Source organism: Microbacterium sp. 3J1 (genome assembly GCF_001049495.1).
GTDB lineage: Bacteria > Actinomycetota > Actinomycetes > Actinomycetales > Microbacteriaceae > Microbacterium.
Genome location: NZ_CDWI01000011.1, coordinates 91537 through 107091 on the forward strand (window position 1 = coordinate 91537; position 15555 = coordinate 107091).

Here is a 15555-nt window from a genome sequence, read left to right on the forward strand (position 1 = left end):
CATGTGTGGAATCGTCGGATACGTGGGCCCGCGGCCCAGCCAGGACATCCTGCTCGCCGGTCTCGCCCGCCTGGAGTATCGGGGTTACGACTCCGCCGGCGTGGCAGTGATCGATGGCGAGGGAACGCTGGGCATGCGCAAGAAGGCGGGCAAGCTCGCCGCGCTGCGCGACTCGCTCGCGGATGCCGCCCTCGCGGACGGGACGACCGGCATCGGCCACACCCGCTGGGCGACTCACGGCGGACCCACGGATGAGAACGCGCACCCGCATCTCGCCGATGACGACAAGCTCGCTCTGATCCACAACGGCATCATCGAGAACTTCTCCGCGCTGCGCGAGGAGCTCCTCGCCGACGGCGTCGTGTTCCGCAGCGAGACGGACACCGAGGTCGCCGCAGCCCTGCTCGGCCGTGAGTACCGCAACAACGGTGGTGACCTGCAGCTGGCGTTCCGCGGCGTGGTGAACCGGCTCGAGGGCGCGTTCACGCTCCTCGCCATGCACCAGGACCACCCGGGACTCGTCGTGGGCGCTCGCCGCAACTCTCCTCTCGTCATCGGCCTCGGCGAGGGCGAGAACTTCCTCGGCTCCGACGTCGCCGCGTTCGTCGAGCACACCCGCAAGGCGCTCGCGATCGGTCAGGATCAGATCGTCTCGATCACCCCTGAGGCCGTCACCGTCACCGACTTCGCCGGCACCCCGGTCGAGGCCGAGCCGTTCGACGTCTCGTGGGACGCCGCGGCCGCCGAGAAGGGCGGATGGTCGAGCTTCATGGCCAAGGAGGTCGCCGAGCAGCCCGAGGCGGTCGCCAACACGCTGCGCGGCCGCATCCAGGGCGACCAGGTCGTCATCCCTGAACTCGACGGTCTCGACGAGCTGTTCGTCGGCATCAACCGCATCATCATCACGGCCTGCGGAACCGCGGCCTACTCGGCACTCGTCGGCAAGTACGCCATCGAGCAGTGGGCACGGGTGCCCGTCGATGTCGAGCTCGCCCACGAGTTCCGGTACCGCGACCCCGTCATCGGCGCAGACACCCTCGTCGTCTCGATCAGCCAGTCCGGCGAGACCATGGACACGCTGATGGCCGTGAAGTACGCACGAGAGCGCGGAGCGCGCACCCTCTCGATCTGCAACACCCAGGGCGCGACCATCCCGCGCGAGTCGGATGCCGTCGTCTACACGCACGCCGGCCCCGAGGTGGCCGTGGCCTCGACCAAGGCCTTCTCGGCGCAGATCACGGCGCTGCTGCTGCTCGCGCTGCACATGGGCCGCGTCCGCGGTGCCGTGGCAGACGCGTCGCTCGACGTCGCCGAGCTCTCGGCGCTGCCCGAGAAGATCGCACACGTGCTCGAGAGCGAGCACGACCACGTCTCGCAGCTCGCGGGATGGATGGCCGACACCCGTTCGGTGCTGTTCCTGGGGCGCCACGTCGGGTACCCGATCGCACTCGAAGGCGCGCTCAAGCTCAAGGAGATCTCGTACATCCACGCCGAGGGCTTCGCCGCCGGTGAGCTCAAGCACGGACCGATCGCCCTGATCGAACCGGGCCAGCCCGTGTTCGTCCTGGTGCCGTCGCCGCGTCACTCGGCGCTCGTGCACTCGAAGGTCGTCTCGAACATCCAGGAGATCCGCGCTCGCGGTGCCCGGGTGATCGTGATCGCCGAAGAGGGGGATGCCGCGGTGCTGCCCTTCGCCGACGAGGTCATCCGCATCCCGCTCGCCGGGCCGATGTTCGAGCCGCTGCTCGCGGTCGTGCCGCTGCAGATCTTCGCCATGGCGCTCGCGACGGCCAAGGGTCTCGACGTCGACCAGCCGCGCAACCTCGCGAAGTCGGTCACGGTCGAGTAGGCCCGGCATCCGCCTGCATCCGCCTGCCTCCGCCTGCCTCCGCCTGCCTCTCGGACCGTCTCGGCCCGTCTCGGTTTCCGCGCCGGGCCGGATGGCTGGCGGATGTCCGTCTGGCTGGGTCGATGGCGGCGGGTCGCCCGCCGACGCGCGAGCGGCCCAGCCATCCGGTCAGGAGCGTACGCGGCCGAGGGCCGCGAAGATCGCCGCAACGACGGCATCCCAGTCGTGGATGATCATCGCGTAGTCGAAGCGCAGGGTCTCGTATCCGAGACGGGATGCTGCGGCATCCCGCATCAGGTCCCGATGCCGCTCCGTCGATCCGTCGTGATTCCCTCTGCCGTCGGCCTCGATGATGAGACGGCCCTCGATGACGAAATCGACCCGGCCCACCCCGCTGATCTCGACCTGGGTCTCCACGATCACGCCGAGCAGGTGGAGGCGCAGCCGCATGATCGACTCGATGCCGCTGCCCGCATCGTGACGCGCCAGGTCGACGAGCCACCGGGCGCGAGGCGGCAATGCGTCGCGAATTCGTCGCCGTGCGGCAGCGCCGATCAGCCGCTGCGCCCACGCGGACTCGTATGCGGCGAAGAAGAACTCCTCACCCAGACACGCGTAGCTGTGCGCGAGAGCGTCTTCGACGGGAGCCAGCCCGAGGGTCATCGTCCCGTTGCGGTAGTGCCCGACGCATCCGCACCCGGCATGTGCGTGCGCTCGCCCGGCCTGCCCCAGCCAGACGTGCGGTGAGGAGTCGTCCGAGAGGACCCAGACGCTGTGGAGGCGGAGTGCTCCGGCACAGGTGAGCGCCCCTCCGTGCAGAGCCGCGGTGCGGACGAGTACGGGGCACGAGGGGGCGGCGAAGACGCCGGGCCTGATCCGGATCAGCTCCTGTCGCCGCACCGCAGCAGCCAGGTCGCGACGCGTGCAGCCGAACGGGCCAAGCTGGGAGCCTCGGGCGATCCCGCCGTGGTGGTGGACGAGGAAGAGCGGTGTGGGCATGTGCCGATCCTGGACGACGCGATCGTTCGGCCACTGGTGAAGTCCGGGAATGTGGATCGAAGGGGCGATACGCGACGATGTGGAGGGTGAGTGGCGCCCGCCGGATGGCTGACGGATGCACGGATGGCTGCCCGACACGCCGGTGCGGGCCAGCCATCCGTGCGGACGCCAGCCGACCGGCACCGGCACGAGGCCCCAGACGGCACCGGCACGAGGCCCCGGCAGCCCCGCGACTAGGCTGAACGGGTGATCATCGGCACCGGCATCGACCTCGTGGACATCCCGAGGTTCGAGCGCACGCTGGAGCGGACGCCGCGGCTCAGGGAGCGACTCTTCGCGCCCACGGAGCGGTCGCTGCGTCTCCCTTCTCTCGCGGCGCGCTATGCGGCGAAGGAGGCTCTGATCAAGACCCTCGGCGGGTCGGACGGCGTGCACTGGATCGAGATCGAGATCGCGTCCGAGGAGTCGGGGCGTCCGCACTTCGTCCTGTCGGGAACGACCGCCGACGTCGTCGCCGCGCGGGGGATCACCCGACTGCACCTGACCCTGACCCACGACGCCGGGCTGGCCGCCGCCTTCGTCGTCGCCGAAGGAGAACCGCTGTGACCGCTCCGTTCCGCGAGGCGCGCATCGACCTCGACGCCATCTCGGACAACGTCCGCCACTTCCGTCGTCTCACCGGCGTCGAGGTCATCGCCGTCGTCAAGGCGAACGCCTACGGGCACGGCGCGGCCCCCGCCGCCGTCGCCGCACTCGCGGGCGGTGCCACCCGGCTCGGCGTGGCGGAGATCGCCGAGGCGGTGGACCTGCGTCGCCAGGGGATCACCGCACCGATCGTCGCCTGGCTGCACGCCCCGGGCGAGCGCTTCGAGCACGCCGCCGCCCACGACATCGAGGTGGGGATCTCGTCCTTCGATCAGCTCGAGGCGGCAGGTGCCGCAGCGAGTGTCGATCGACCGGTCGGTGTGCACCTCAAGTTCGAGACCGGTCTGTCGCGGAACGGCATCGCACCGGCCGACTGGCGTCGCGTCCTGGCGGAGGCGGCCCGGCTCGAGCGCATCGGAGGGCTGCGGATCATCGGCCTGTTCAGCCACCTGTCGAACACCTCGCCCCAGGACGACCGCGAGGCGCTCGCGAGGTTCGAAGAGGCCGTGGCTGCGGCCGCGTCGTTCGGCATCCACCCGGAGCTCCGGCACATCGCGGCCACCGCCGCCGCCATCGACCTGCCCGAGATGCGACTGGATGCCGTGCGCATCGGCGTCGGCATCTACGGGCTGTCCCCGTTCGAGGACCGGTCGTCGGCCCAGCTGGGGCTGCGACCCGCGATGACCCTCCGGGGTGCGGTCGCGGCCGTGCGCCGGGTGGCCGCCGGCGCGGGCGTCTCGTACGGCTACGACCACCGGGCTCCGCACGACACGACGCTCGTTCTTGTGCCGCTCGGATACGCCGACGGGGTTCCGCGGCACGCCTCCGGCCGATTGCCGGTGTCGATCGCGGGGCGTCGGTACACGAACGTGGGCCGGATCGCGATGGACCAGTTCGTCGTGGACGTCGGCGATGCCCCGGTGTCGATCGGCGACGAGGTCGTGCTGTTCGGCGATCCGACTCTGGGAGTGCCGTCTGCTGCGGAGTGGGCGAACGTCGCGTCGACCATCAACTACGAGATCGTCACCCGCATCGGGACGCGGGTGCCGCGGAGGTCGGCATGAGCGTCGATCCTGCGTTCCTCGGGCGCCACGAGATCGAGACGTCCGACGCCATGGAGCAGCTGGGTTTCCGTATCGGCGAGCAGCTCGAGGCCGGTGACCTGCTGATCCTGACCGGCCCGCTCGGCGCCGGCAAGACCACCTTCACGCGCGGGCTCGCCGAAGGTCTCGGCGTGCGCGGGCCTGTGCAGAGCCCGACCTTCGTCATCGCGCGCACTCATCCGTCACTGGTCGGTCGGGCGCCGCTCGTGCACGTCGACGCCTATCGCCTCGGCTCGGGGGCAGAGCTCGAGGACCTCGATCTGGACCTCGCCCGCTCGGCGGTCGTCATCGAATGGGGGCGGGGGATGGCGGAGGATCTCGCCGACTCCTGGTGGGACATCGAGCTGGAGCGACCGGTCGGAGGGGACGACGACCTCGATCCGTCCGAGCTCGATGCGGATGCTCCGCGGCACGTGACGATCACGCGTGAGGACGCACGGCGATGAGGGGCGTGACGCCGACTACCCTGGAGAGGTGATCCTCGCCGTCGACACCTCCCTGGGCACCGCCATCGCTCTCATCGGCGACGACGGGGCGAGCCGGGCGGAGGCCTCGGCGGCAGACCCCCTCGGACATGCCGAGGTGATCGGCGACCTGCTCGTCCGAGCCCTCGACGAGGCGGGAACCGGCCCGATACGACACGTCGTCGCGGGCATGGGGCCCGGTCCGTTCACCGGACTCCGCATCGGCATCGCCGCCGCGCGCGCGTTCGCGCTGGGCCGCGGCATCCCTGTTCTCCCGGTCCCGAGCCACGTCGCCGCCGCTCTCACGGCGATCGAGCAGGACGCGGTCTCGGGAGCCTTCGCCGTCGTGACGGATGCCCGTCGTCGAGAGGTCGCGATCACGGTCTTCGACGGTACGGATGCCGACGGCATCCCCATCGTGATCGCCGACACCGTCCTGGTCCCCGCCGCCGACGCCGACGTGCACCTCGACGGCGTACGTCGCATCGACGTCGCGACCCTCTCGGCCGTGGCACTCGCCCGAGTCGGTGCCAGAGCGCTCGCGGCGGGCCGGACGCTCGCCGGAGAAGAGCCGCTGTACCTGCGGCACCCCGACGTCACGCTTCCCGGCGCACCGAAGAAGGTGGGGCGATGACCCTGCGTGCCGCCACCGCCGACGACCTCGACGCCATCATGGCGATCGAGCGCCGCTCGTTCCCCACCGACGCCTGGAGCCCGGAGCTGATGGCCGCCGAGCTCGAGAGCCCGCACGGGCGCTACCTCGTCGACGAGGTCGAGGGCACCATCATCGGATACGGCGGGGTCCGTGCGCTGCAGGGCGGGGCGGATGCCGACATCCAGACCATCGCGCTGGATGCGGTGCACCGCGGATCCGGCCGGGGTCGCGCGCTTCTGCGCGCGCTGCTCGACGCGGCGGAGGAGCGCGGTGCGCAGGAGGTCTTCCTCGAGGTGCGCGCGGACAACCCGAGCGCCGAGGGCCTGTACCTGTCGGAGGGATTCGAGGAGATCGGCCGGCGTCCTCGCTACTACCAGCCCGACGACGTGGATGCCATCGTGATGCGACTCGTGCTCCGCCACCGCCGGGGAGCGACGGAACCCGGTGCCCACGACACGGATGCCGCGAAGGGGGCGACCGCATGAGCGAGCCTCTCGTGCTCGGAATCGAGACGAGCTGCGACGAGACGGGCATCGGCATCGTCCGCGGACGCACGCTGCTGTCGAACACGATCGCGTCGAGCATGGACGAGCACGCCCGCTACGGCGGCGTCGTGCCCGAGGTCGCCGCGCGCGCCCACCTCGAAGCACTGCAGCCGTCGATCGACGCCGCTCTCGCCGAGGCGGGGGTGCGGCTCGACGACCTCGATGCGGTGGCGGTCACGAGCGGGCCCGGTCTCGCCGGAGCCCTCATGGTCGGCGTCGGCGCGGCGAAGGGGCTGGCGGTCTCGCTCGACAAGCCGCTGTATGCGGTGAACCACCTGGTGGGCCACATCGCGGCAGACATCCTGACCCCCGACTCCGAACCGCTCGAATACCCGACCATCGCCCTGCTCGTGTCCGGCGGGCACACCTCGCTGCTGCACGTCCGCGACCTCACGACCGACGTCGAGATGCTCGGCGAGACGATGGACGACGCAGCCGGCGAAGCGTTCGACAAGGTCGCCCGCCTGCTGTCGCTGCCGTACCCCGGCGGCCCGGAGATCGACAGAGCGGCGCTCGACGGCGATCCCTCGGCGATCCGCTTCCCCCGTGGCCTCTCCCGGGCTTCCGACATGGCGAAGCATCGCTACGACTTCTCGTTCTCGGGACTCAAGACCGCGGTGGCGCGCTGGGTCGAACGGTGCGAGGCCGAGGGTACCCCCGTGCCTGTGGCCGACGTGGCAGCCAGCTTCCGCGAGGCCGTGGTCGATGTCCTCGTGACGAAGGCGCTCGCGGCGTGCGCGGATCTCGGCGTCCCTCGGCTGCTGCTCGGCGGGGGCGTCATCGCCAATCGGCGCCTGCGCGAGGTCGCTCTCGCCAGGGCCGAGGCCGCAGGGGTCACGGTGCGCATCCCCCCGTTGTCGCTGTGCACCGACAACGGCGCGATGATCGCGGCGCTCGCAGCCGAGCTCATCTCGTCGGGGCGCCGGCCGTCGACGCTCGCGTTCGGGGCGGATTCGACGCTCCCCGTCACCGAGATCCAGGTCGACGAGCGGATCGCGGTGGTGTGATGAGCGACGTGCCGCGCACCTCTGACCCTTCAGGAGCCGAACGCGCCTCCCTCGGCGGGTCCGCGATGCCGCGCCCGAGCGTCGAGCCGCCGAGCGCAGAGGTGGAGCACCCGGCCGGGGCCGCGCGACTGCCTGGCGCCCGTCGCGAGCGGTACACGAAACTGCCGACGGGCCCGGTCGGGATCGAACCGGTCGTGGCGACGGGCCCCGATGTCGATGCTCGCGGGCGGGGCACGGAGTGGGAGCCGACCCTCGATCAGGGCGTCGCCGTCGACGACACCAGACTCGCGCCGTGGGCTCTCACCGCGGCGATCGTGGCGCTGGCTTCATCGTTCTTCGTGGGCTGGGGGATCCCGATCGCCATCGTCGCGGTCATCGCAGCGATCATGTCCCTCCGCCGGCCGGTCGAGAGTCGGGCCATCGCGCGATGGGCCCTCGTACTCGGCCTCTGCGCCACCGTGTACAGCCTGGGCTGGCTCGTGTGGGCCGGTATGCAGTTCGAGCGGCTGGGGTAGCCGATGCCGGACGCCGACGAGACCAGCGAGCTGCGCGCTCTGCACGCGCGCGCCTACGGTCGCGGCGGCGGCCTGACCGAGGCGGATGCCGCGCGCCTGCGCGCCCTCGAGGACGCGCGGGTCGAAGCGCGACGCACCGTGAGCACGGACTCCCCGGTGGTCGCCGCCGACGCGTCCGAGCCCCACGCGGAGCCGGCGGACGCCGACCGCCCCGAACAGGTGGCCGCGGCCTCGACGCCGGGCGAGGCAGCCGTTCCGCCGACATCGGACGAGACAGCCGTGCCGCGTGCATCGAACGGCCTGCGAGCGGATGCGCGGCGGCACTGGAAGGCCCTGACCGCTGCGGCGGTCGCGATGCTCCTCGTCGGACTCGGCGCGGGATGGGCGCTCTTCGGAGGCGCGGAGGACGGCGTCGTGCTGACGGCCGCGCAGCAGGAACGACGCGTGGAGCTGCAGACCGCAGGCGGCTACGACCCGGGGAGCGTGCACGTCATCGGATCGGACGAGGGTGCGGTGGTCTGGTACGCCACGAGAAAGCAGGGCGAGCTCGAGTGCATGATCCTCGACGCGGACGGCGATTCGACCGACCTGTGCCAGAACGCGGAGGAGCTCGTGGCGCAGGGATTCGGGATCACTGCGACGCTCGCCGGATCCCGCGGTGAGAGCGAGCGCGAGGGCGAGGACGACATCTCCGCGACGGCCGTGCGGTCGGCGTCAGGGGAGGTCGTCGCCATCATCCAGCGCTGGCCCTCGGACGACGTGGGCTGGCTCGCGCAGTTCCCGATCGAGGAGCGCGAGCGGGCGGAAGAGCTCCTCTCCCTCGGCTTCCAGCAGTATTCGTTCTCGGTGGTCGGCTATATCGACGACCTGCCGATCTGGCGCGGTACACGCGTCGAAGACGGGATCGCGCAGGAGTGCATGATCGTCGACGCCGTCGGAGCGACGCAATGCGCCGACGCCGCGGAGGTCCAGGGCGGCGCCGCGCTCAGCGTCGGGGGTGTCGTCGTCGACGAGGCGGGCGGAGAGCAGGAGCCCTGGAGCATCGACCTTCGACTGACCACCTCGGGCATCGCCTATCTGACGATCACGGGGGAGGTGCCGAGTTCACGCGGCACGACGCCCGACGTGTTCACCGAGCTCAGCGGACAGGACGGCGATCCGATCAGGGTCGAGGCGCCGTCCGACCCGACCGGCTGATCGTCACTCCGCCGCGGGCACCCGGTCGGCGAGGATCGCGCGGCGCTGCCCGTTCACGCGGGTGAGGATCAGGGTCGCGCTCCGATCTCCGCGAAGGGTGAGCTTCTTGCGGAAGGCGGCGGGGTCGACGTCCATGCCGCGCTTCTTGATCTCGACCGTGCCGATGCCGTTCGCCGTGAGCGCGCTGCTGATCGCCTTGGGGTTCGCCGCCATCGTCTCGCGGACCCGGAAGGACTGCACGAACGGACTGGTCACGGCGGCATCCGACGTGAGGTAGGCGATCCGCTCGTCGAGCATTCCCGCATCGAGGCTGCGGGCCACGTCGCCGATCAGCCGAGCCCGGATGACCGCGCCGTCGGGCTCGTGCAGGAAGGCTCCGAGCGCTCGCACCGGCGCGTCCTCGGCGTCCGCTCCCGCGGTGAGCTCATGCGACCGATCACCCCTGATCACCAGCGCTGCGCGGCGTACGCCCTCACGTGCGAGCGCGCCGGTCCAGAGGACGAGCTCGACCACGCTCCCGTCTGCGCTGACCCACTGCGCCTCGGCGTCGCCCGGCAGGGAGTCGCGGTCATGCCCCGGGCCGAGCTTGATCCCCGTCGGCATGCGCGCCGCCACGTCGAAGGCCCAGTCCAGAGGAGGTGAGTACTCGTCGGCGCCGACCCGGCTCGTCTCGCTGTGGCCGGAGGTCCGCCGCGCCGGATCCATCCAGACGGCCAGACCGTCTGCGGGCGAGGGGAGGTGGTCCTGTGCCGTCCCGTGCTGCACGGTCACATCGGCGCCGAAAGGGGCGAGGTTGTACGCGGCGATCGCGGCGGTGACGTCGTCCGCATCCACCGCGAGCACTCCCAGCCCTGCGCCGGCGAAGGCCAGCGCGTCGCCACCGATGCCGCAGCCGAGATCGGCGACCGAGCGGATGCCGGCGCTCCGCATCCGCTGCGCATGTCGAGCGGCGACGCCGAGTCGCGTGGCCTGCTCGAGTCCGGCCTTCGTGAACAGCATCCGCGCCGCGAAGTCGCCGAATTTCGCCTTGGCCTTCTCCCGAAGACGGGCCTGACCCACGACTGCGGAGACGAGGTCGGGGGAGTGGCCCGCGGCTCGCAGCCGGGACACGGTCTTGGCCACGTCTGCGACCCCGTCCACGGAGTCGGCCGCATCCAGCAGCGTCAGCCCCTCGGGGGTGAGCAGGGCTCGCAGCTCAGACATCTCCACGTCCTTCAGCTTAGGCGGCGATGCCACGCGGACCGCGGCGGTGCGCTGGCACTCGCATTGCGTGAGTGCCAGCCGACGCCCTAGACTGGGTTAGCACTCTCGGGTTGAGAGTGCGAACAAGTCTTCCTGTCAGCGTCAAGAAAGAAGAGGTAGACCGTGTCGGTTTCCATCAAGCCGCTCGAGGACCGCATCGTCATCAAGCAGGTCGAGGCCGAGCAGACCACCGCGAGTGGCCTGGTCATCCCCGACACCGCCAAGGAGAAGCCCCAGGAGGGCGAGGTCGTGGCCGTGGGCCCCGGCCGCATCGATGACAACGGCAACCGTGTCCCGCTCGACGTCGCCGTCGGCGACCGTGTGCTCTACAGCAAGTACGGCGGCACCGAGGTGAAGTTCGGCGCAGACGAGTTCCTCGTCCTGTCGGCCCGCGACGTGCTCGCGGTCGTCGTCCGCTGAGACAACGTCTTCGAGAGGGCCCGGATGCATTCGCATCCGGGCCCTCTCTGCGTCTCCGTCAGCGAGACTCGAGCAGACGAAGCGCGGCCGCAGAGGCGCTGCCGGGCACCGCGGCGTAGGCGAGGATGCGCTGGCCGTCGGTGTCGGGCAGATGGAGCACCTCGTAGTTCAGCGTGAGGGCACCGACGGTGGGATGCGAGAACTGCTTCGATCCGCTCGAGCAGAGTCGCACCGAATGTCGGGCCCACAGCTTCGCGAACACGGGGCTGCTCAGGCTCAGTTCGCCCACGAGCGCGGCGAGCTGCGGATCGTCGGCGAACTGCGAGGCGACGAACCGCAGCGAGGCCACGGCCAGGGCGGCCTCGCGCTCCCACTCGTGATACAGATCACGGGTGTGCGGGTCGAGGAACAGCATCCGCATGTGGTTGGGGCGGTCGGCCGCCCTTGCGGGTGCTCCCGCGTCGATGTGCCCCGCCAGCAGCAGATGGCCGGCGGTGTTCCAGTCGAGGATGTCGTTGAAGCGTCCGAGGAGCACCGCGGGGACGCCCATCGCCTGCAGCAGACCGGAGGCGCCCGCGTGAGGCGCCTCGGGCCTGCGGCCCCGACGGCGTGCGGCGGTCGACGGGCGCGCGAGCGTCATCAGGTGCAGGCGCTCGTCGGAGTCGAGCTGCAGTGCGCGCGCGAGCGCGGCCACGACGGCCTCCGACGCGTTGTGCGACTGCCCCTGCTCCAGCCGGGTGAGGTAGGTGACCGACACCCCGGCGAGCTGGGCGAGCTCCTCCCGACGCAGCCCGGGTACTCGGCGGCGGCCGTGACTGCTGAGACCGACCGCACTCGGGGCGACGCGGTCACGGCGAGATCGCAGGAACTCGCCGAGTTCGGTCACGGGGCGATCTGATGCGCCGTCAGTCGCGATCGATGGTTGAGGGTGCACGCTCCCCATTGTGGCGGAACGCACCGATCGGAGCCTGTCCCTGCCAGTGCTAGTCAGAACAGTGGTCTGGCTGGCCCGCGTGGCACCCCGAAGGGTGGGAGCATGACTTCTGCCGAATCGACATCGATCACACGTCGCGTGCCCTCTTCCGAGAGGTTCGCCCCGGCGCAGCGCCTCGCGATGGCCGTGCTGCTGACCGCGAATTTCACCCTCGCCGTGGACTTCTCCATCTTGAACGTCGCGCTACCGCAGATCGGTCGAGAGCTCGGTTTCGACACCGCGGCTCTGCAGTGGATCGTCACGGCGTTCGCGATCTGCGCCGCCTCGTTCACCCTCTTCTTCGGTCGAGTGGCCGACCTGCTGGGGCGCAAGCGCCTGTTCCTCGCGGGCGTCGTGCTCCTCGGCGTCTCCTCGCTCGCGGGTGCGCTGGCGATGACACCCGGCGTGCTGCTGGCCGCGCGGGTGGGGCAGGGGCTGGCTACCGCGATGGTGACGCCCGCCGCGCTGGCTCTGATGACGACGATGTTCCCCGAGGGCCGGGCGCGTTCCCGAGCGCTCGGTCTGAACGGCGCCCTGATGGCCGCCGGTTTCACCGTGGGTGCCGTGCTCGGCGGCGTGCTCACGGGCACGGTGTCGTGGAGATGGGCCTTCCTCCTGAACGTGATCGTCGCAGCGGGGGCGCTCGCCATCGGACCCTGGGTGCTGCGCGAGCCGGCGCGGGGCTCGCGTCCGCGGCTCGATGTCCTCGGAGCCGTCACGGTGACCGCGGCTCTCGTGGCCCTCGTCTTCGGCATCGACTCGGCAGGGCGCGTCGGCTGGGGGCATCCGGGAACGTGGATGCCGTTGATCGCGTCCTTCGTGTTCCTCCTCGCCTTCGTGTACGCGGAGGGGCGGGCGGCGGAACCGCTCATCGCGCCGTCGATGCTGCGGAGGCGGACCGTGGCGTGGGGCAATGTCGCCGGACTCGTGGCCTTCGCCACCGAGACCTCGCTCGTCTTCCTGCTCACGCTGTACCTGCAGGACGTCCTGGGGCATACGCCGATCGCAGCAGGTCTGATGCTCGGCGTCCTCGGAGTCGGCACGGTTCTCGGTGGACTCCTCGCTCCGAAGATCATCGCGGTGACCGGTGCGCCGACGGTGATCGTCGGGGGATTGCTGCTCCAGGCAGGGGTCACCGTCCCGCTGGCATTCGCGACGGCGGACGACGCCTGGACGCTCCCTCTGCTGATCCTCGCCTTTGTCGGCGGCGTCGCGAACCTCGTCGCGATCGTCGGATACGTCGTCACGGCCACCGGAGATGTCCCTCCCGACGAGCAGGGGCTCGCGACCGGCCTCGTCACGATGAGCCAGCAGGTCGGAATGGCACTCGGGACGCCCGTCATGGCTGCCGTGGTCTCCGCGTTCGCCGGGGCAGGGCTGCTGCGAGGGGTCCAGGCGGCCATCGGGGTCAATGCCGCCATCGCCCTGGTCGCGGCGCTCGTCGTGGCCTTCGCCCTCCGGGTGGTTCCTCGTCGCCGATAGGGCGACCGGAGCGGGGTGCTGCGAGCACTAGGGTTGTGCGGTGACCCCTGACGCCAGCATGAGAGCATCCCGTTCCGCCGGCGTCGCCTACGCGGGAGCGGCGTACCTGCTCTGGGGCGTGCTCCCGCTGTACTTCCTGCTGCTCGTGCCCACGGGGCCGTGGGAGGTCGTGGCGTGGCGGGTGCTGCTCTCGTTCGTCTTCTGCGTGCTCCTGCTCACCGTGACGCGCGGGTGGGCGGCGCTCGCGGTGATCGTCCGGCAGCCGAAGCTCCTCGGGCTCACGGCCCTCGCCGGGCTTCTCATCTACGTCAACTGGCAGGTCTTCCTCATCGGCACCCTCACCGGCAACGTGGTCGAGACCAGCCTCGGCTACTTCATCAACCCGATCGCCACCGTGCTGCTCGGCGTGTTCGTGCTGAAGGAGCGCATCCGCAGGCTCCAATGGGCGGCGATCGGCATCGCCGCGGTCGCCGTGATCGTGATCATCGTGTTCCACGGCGAGTTCCCCTGGATCGCGCTCTCGCTGACCGCCTCGTTCGGGGTCTACGGGCTCATCAAGAAGAAGATCGGCCCGGCTGTCGACGCGGTCAGCGGGCTCACCCTCGAGTCGCTGTGGCTGATCCCCATCGCCGTCGTGCAGCTCCTCCTGGTGGCGACCACGCCGGAAGGCCTCACGATGGGGCAGAACGGCGTCTGGCACGCTGTGCTGCTCGCGTTCGCCGGCGTGGCCACCGCAGTGCCCCTGCTCCTGTTCGCCGCGGGAGCTCGGCGGATCGATCTCACGGTCATCGGGATGATCCAGTTCATCACCCCGGTGATGCAGTTCGTGATCGGAGCCGCAGTTCTCGGCGAGGCGATGCCCCCCGAGCGCTGGGTCGGCTTCGTGATCGTGTGGATCGCGATCGCGGTCTTCGTGGCCGACCTGCTCCTGACCGCCGGGCGGAGCCGCCGTTCCGGGCCGACCGAACTGCTCTGACGCGACGACGAGAACCGCGTGGATCCGGGCTACGGATCGTTAACGCACCGAAATACTCCCGACCCCTGCGCGAGACGATCTGGTCCTAGTGTTAGAGCACCCGACCGTGGTCACAATCCACGGCCAGTCACGCAAGGGAGCATCATGATCGCATTCACGCGCTCGCGCAGCGCCAAGATCCTCGCAGGAGTCGCGCTGCTCAGCGCCTCCGCGATGGTCATCGCAGGCTGCAGCGGCACGCCCTCGGAGGAGCCATCGGAAGGCGGCGACTCGCCGGCGGCCGACCTCACCCTCAAGCTCGGCTCGCTGCTTCCGCAGACCGGCTCGCTGTCGTTCCTCGGCCCGCCCATGGAGTCCGGCGTCGGCCTCGCCGTGCAGGAGGTCAACGAAGCGGCCGCGGGCGTCACCATCGAACTCACCGCCGAGGACGAGGGCGACACCGACACCAAGGCGTACGAGACGTCCATCACCAAGCTGCAGGGTGCAGACGTGTCGGCCATCGTCGGCGCCGCCGCCTCCGGAGTCTCGCGCCTCATCCTCGACGGCAACGTCAGCGCAGGGATCCTCCAGATCTCCGCGTCGAACACCGGCCCCGACTTCACCGACTGGGACGACAACGGCCTCTACTTCCGCACCGCTCCCAGCGACCTGCTGCAGGGCGAGGTCCTCGGCAACCTGATCGCCGAGGACGGCGCGAAGACGCTCGGCGTCATCTACCAGAACGACGCCTACGGCACCGGCCTGTTCGAGAACATCCAGTCGACGTTCGAGAACGCCGGCGGCGAGGTCGTCGCCAGCGCCTCCTACAACGTCGGTGACGGACAGTTCGACGCACAGGTCGCGACGATCCAGGCCGAGAACCCGGATGCGGTCGCGATCGTCTCGTTCGACCAGTTCAAGACCATCGCCCCGCTGCTGTCGAACGCCGGCGTCTCGCCGGAGAAGTGGTACCTGGTCGACGGAAACCTGTCGGACTACGGCTCCTCGCCCGACACGAACTTCCCGTTCTCGCTCGAGGGCGCGCAGGGCACCAAGCCGGGCCCCGCACTCGAGGACGACTTCACCGACCGCCTCCAGACCTTCTGGACCGGTGAGGGCAACCCCGAGGTCAACGACTTCACCTACGCGGCCGAGGCGTACGACGCCGTCGTGCTCGTGGCTCTCGCGTCGCTCGCGGCCGGATCCACCGAGGGCGCGGACATCGCCGCCAAGATGCAGGAGGTCTCGGGAGGCAGCGGCGAAGGCGAGAAGTGCACGAGCTTCGCCGACTGCGCTGCGATCATCAACGACGGTGGCACCGCCGACTACGACGGCTACTCCGGCGAGGTGACGTTCGACGAGAACGGCGACCCGACGGGCGCCTCGATCGGCACCTACGTGTACGGTGCTGACAACCTCATCACCCGCACGAACTGATTCACCACGGCGAAGGCCCCGGATGCTGCATCCGGGGCCTTCCTCGTGCCGTGGGCGGCTCGGACAG

16 protein-coding genes are annotated in these 15555 nt (G+C 70.4%); 13 read left to right on the plus strand and 3 right to left on the minus strand.

What is annotated here, in order from left to right:
* Nucleotide 1: 1 nt before the first annotated feature.
* Entirely contained in the window at nt 2-1849 is a 1848-nt protein-coding gene (gene glmS / locus BN2660_RS09510; RefSeq protein ID WP_091230813.1) for a glutamine--fructose-6-phosphate transaminase (isomerizing), read from the plus strand.
* Between the two features lie 168 nt (nt 1850-2017).
* Here glmS and BN2660_RS09515 read toward each other — a convergent pair whose 3' ends face one another.
* Entirely contained in the window at nt 2018-2848 is an 831-nt protein-coding gene (locus BN2660_RS09515; RefSeq protein WP_091230817.1) for a type IV toxin-antitoxin system AbiEi family antitoxin domain-containing protein, read from the minus strand.
* 246 nt (nt 2849-3094) lie between these two features.
* Between BN2660_RS09515 and BN2660_RS09520 the strand changes: the two genes are divergently transcribed.
* The 8 genes from BN2660_RS09520 to BN2660_RS09555 are packed head-to-tail and all read left to right on the plus strand — an operon-like array spanning nt 3095 to nt 8979.
* On the plus strand, nt 3095-3454 hold the full coding sequence (locus BN2660_RS09520) for a holo-ACP synthase (protein WP_091230820.1): 360 nt from the start codon (nt 3095-3097) through the stop codon (nt 3452-3454).
* Nucleotides 3451-4557: an alanine racemase gene (alr, locus tag BN2660_RS09525; RefSeq protein ID WP_091230823.1), complete on the plus strand. Its 1107-nt coding sequence runs from the start codon at nt 3451-3453 to the stop codon at nt 4555-4557. Before BN2660_RS09520 ends, alr begins: the two co-directional genes overlap by 4 nt.
* Entirely contained in the window at nt 4554-5042 is a 489-nt protein-coding gene (gene tsaE, locus BN2660_RS09530; RefSeq protein WP_091230826.1) for a tRNA (adenosine(37)-N6)-threonylcarbamoyltransferase complex ATPase subunit type 1 TsaE, read from the plus strand. The genes alr and tsaE overlap by 4 nt, the downstream gene beginning before the upstream one ends.
* Before the next feature lie 28 nt (nt 5043-5070).
* On the plus strand, nt 5071-5694 hold the full coding sequence (tsaB, locus tag BN2660_RS09535; protein ID WP_091233477.1) for a tRNA (adenosine(37)-N6)-threonylcarbamoyltransferase complex dimerization subunit type 1 TsaB: 624 nt from the start codon (nt 5071-5073) through the stop codon (nt 5692-5694).
* On the plus strand, nt 5691-6200 hold the full coding sequence (rimI, locus tag BN2660_RS09540; protein WP_091230829.1) for a ribosomal protein S18-alanine N-acetyltransferase: 510 nt from the start codon (nt 5691-5693) through the stop codon (nt 6198-6200). The genes tsaB and rimI overlap by 4 nt, the downstream gene beginning before the upstream one ends.
* Nucleotides 6197-7267, plus strand: a complete 1071-nt coding sequence (gene tsaD, locus BN2660_RS09545; RefSeq protein ID WP_091230832.1) for a tRNA (adenosine(37)-N6)-threonylcarbamoyltransferase complex transferase subunit TsaD — start codon at nt 6197-6199, stop codon at nt 7265-7267. The genes rimI and tsaD overlap by 4 nt, the downstream gene beginning before the upstream one ends.
* Nucleotides 7267-7782 carry a hypothetical protein gene (locus BN2660_RS09550; RefSeq protein WP_255305107.1) on the plus strand — a complete coding sequence of 172 codons (516 nt, stop codon included), beginning with the start codon at nt 7267-7269 and terminating at the stop codon, nt 7780-7782. Before tsaD ends, BN2660_RS09550 begins: the two co-directional genes overlap by 1 nt.
* Nucleotides 7783-7785: 3 nt before the next feature.
* On the plus strand, nt 7786-8979 hold the full coding sequence (locus BN2660_RS09555; RefSeq protein WP_091230837.1) for a hypothetical protein: 1194 nt from the start codon (nt 7786-7788) through the stop codon (nt 8977-8979).
* 3 nt (nt 8980-8982) lie between these two features.
* Here the strand turns inward: BN2660_RS09555 and BN2660_RS09560 are convergent, their stop codons facing one another.
* The gene (locus tag BN2660_RS09560) at nt 8983-10188 is read right to left on the minus strand and encodes a class I SAM-dependent methyltransferase (protein WP_091230840.1); all 1206 of its coding nucleotides are present in this window, start codon (nt 10186-10188) and stop codon (nt 8983-8985) included.
* Between the two features lie 156 nt (nt 10189-10344).
* Between BN2660_RS09560 and groES the strand changes: the two genes are divergently transcribed.
* Nucleotides 10345-10641 carry a co-chaperone GroES gene (gene groES, locus BN2660_RS09565; protein ID WP_017203655.1) on the plus strand — a complete coding sequence of 99 codons (297 nt, stop codon included), beginning with the start codon at nt 10345-10347 and terminating at the stop codon, nt 10639-10641.
* 58 nt (nt 10642-10699) lie between these two features.
* Here groES and BN2660_RS09570 read toward each other — a convergent pair whose 3' ends face one another.
* Nucleotides 10700-11527 carry a helix-turn-helix transcriptional regulator gene (locus BN2660_RS09570; RefSeq protein WP_255305108.1) on the minus strand — a complete coding sequence of 276 codons (828 nt, stop codon included), beginning with the start codon at nt 11525-11527 and terminating at the stop codon, nt 10700-10702.
* A 150-nt stretch (nt 11528-11677) separates the two neighbouring features.
* Here BN2660_RS09570 and BN2660_RS09575 point away from each other — a divergent pair, with 150 nt between their 5' ends.
* The 3 genes from BN2660_RS09575 (at nt 11678) to BN2660_RS09585 (ending at nt 15488) form a co-directional block, all read left to right on the plus strand.
* Nucleotides 11678-13096 (plus strand): MFS transporter, encoded by a 1419-nt coding sequence (locus BN2660_RS09575; protein WP_091230846.1) that lies wholly within the window; start codon nt 11678-11680, stop codon nt 13094-13096.
* A 58-nt stretch (nt 13097-13154) separates the two neighbouring features.
* Nucleotides 13155-14072 carry an EamA family transporter RarD gene (gene rarD / locus BN2660_RS09580; RefSeq protein ID WP_176697209.1) on the plus strand — a complete coding sequence of 306 codons (918 nt, stop codon included), beginning with the start codon at nt 13155-13157 and terminating at the stop codon, nt 14070-14072.
* 144 nt (nt 14073-14216) lie between these two features.
* Nucleotides 14217-15488, plus strand: a complete 1272-nt coding sequence (locus tag BN2660_RS09585; protein ID WP_091230852.1) for an ABC transporter substrate-binding protein — start codon at nt 14217-14219, stop codon at nt 15486-15488.
* Nucleotides 15489-15555 lie beyond the last annotated feature (67 nt).

Excerpts from the sequence above, each read along its gene's own strand:
- BN2660_RS09575 (WP_091230846.1), top strand. The coding sequence starts at position 11,678 with ATGACTTCTGCCGAATCGACATCGATCACACGTCGCGTGCCCTCTTCC.
- BN2660_RS09550 (WP_255305107.1), top strand. The coding sequence starts at position 7,267 with ATGAGCGACGTGCCGCGCACCTCTGACCCTTCAGGAGCCGAACGCGCC.
- BN2660_RS09555 (WP_091230837.1), top strand. The coding sequence starts at position 7,786 with ATGCCGGACGCCGACGAGACCAGCGAGCTGCGCGCTCTGCACGCGCGC.
- rarD (WP_176697209.1), top strand. The coding sequence starts at position 13,155 with ATGAGAGCATCCCGTTCCGCCGGCGTCGCCTACGCGGGAGCGGCGTAC.
- tsaE (WP_091230826.1), top strand. The coding sequence starts at position 4,554 with ATGAGCGTCGATCCTGCGTTCCTCGGGCGCCACGAGATCGAGACGTCC.
- rimI (WP_091230829.1), top strand. The coding sequence starts at position 5,691 with ATGACCCTGCGTGCCGCCACCGCCGACGACCTCGACGCCATCATGGCG.
- glmS (WP_091230813.1), top strand. The coding sequence starts at position 2 with ATGTGTGGAATCGTCGGATACGTGGGCCCGCGGCCCAGCCAGGACATC.
- BN2660_RS09585 (WP_091230852.1), top strand. The coding sequence starts at position 14,217 with ATGATCGCATTCACGCGCTCGCGCAGCGCCAAGATCCTCGCAGGAGTC.
- BN2660_RS09515 (WP_091230817.1), bottom strand. The coding sequence starts at position 2,848 with ATGCCCACACCGCTCTTCCTCGTCCACCACCACGGCGGGATCGCCCGA.
- tsaD (WP_091230832.1), top strand. The coding sequence starts at position 6,197 with ATGAGCGAGCCTCTCGTGCTCGGAATCGAGACGAGCTGCGACGAGACG.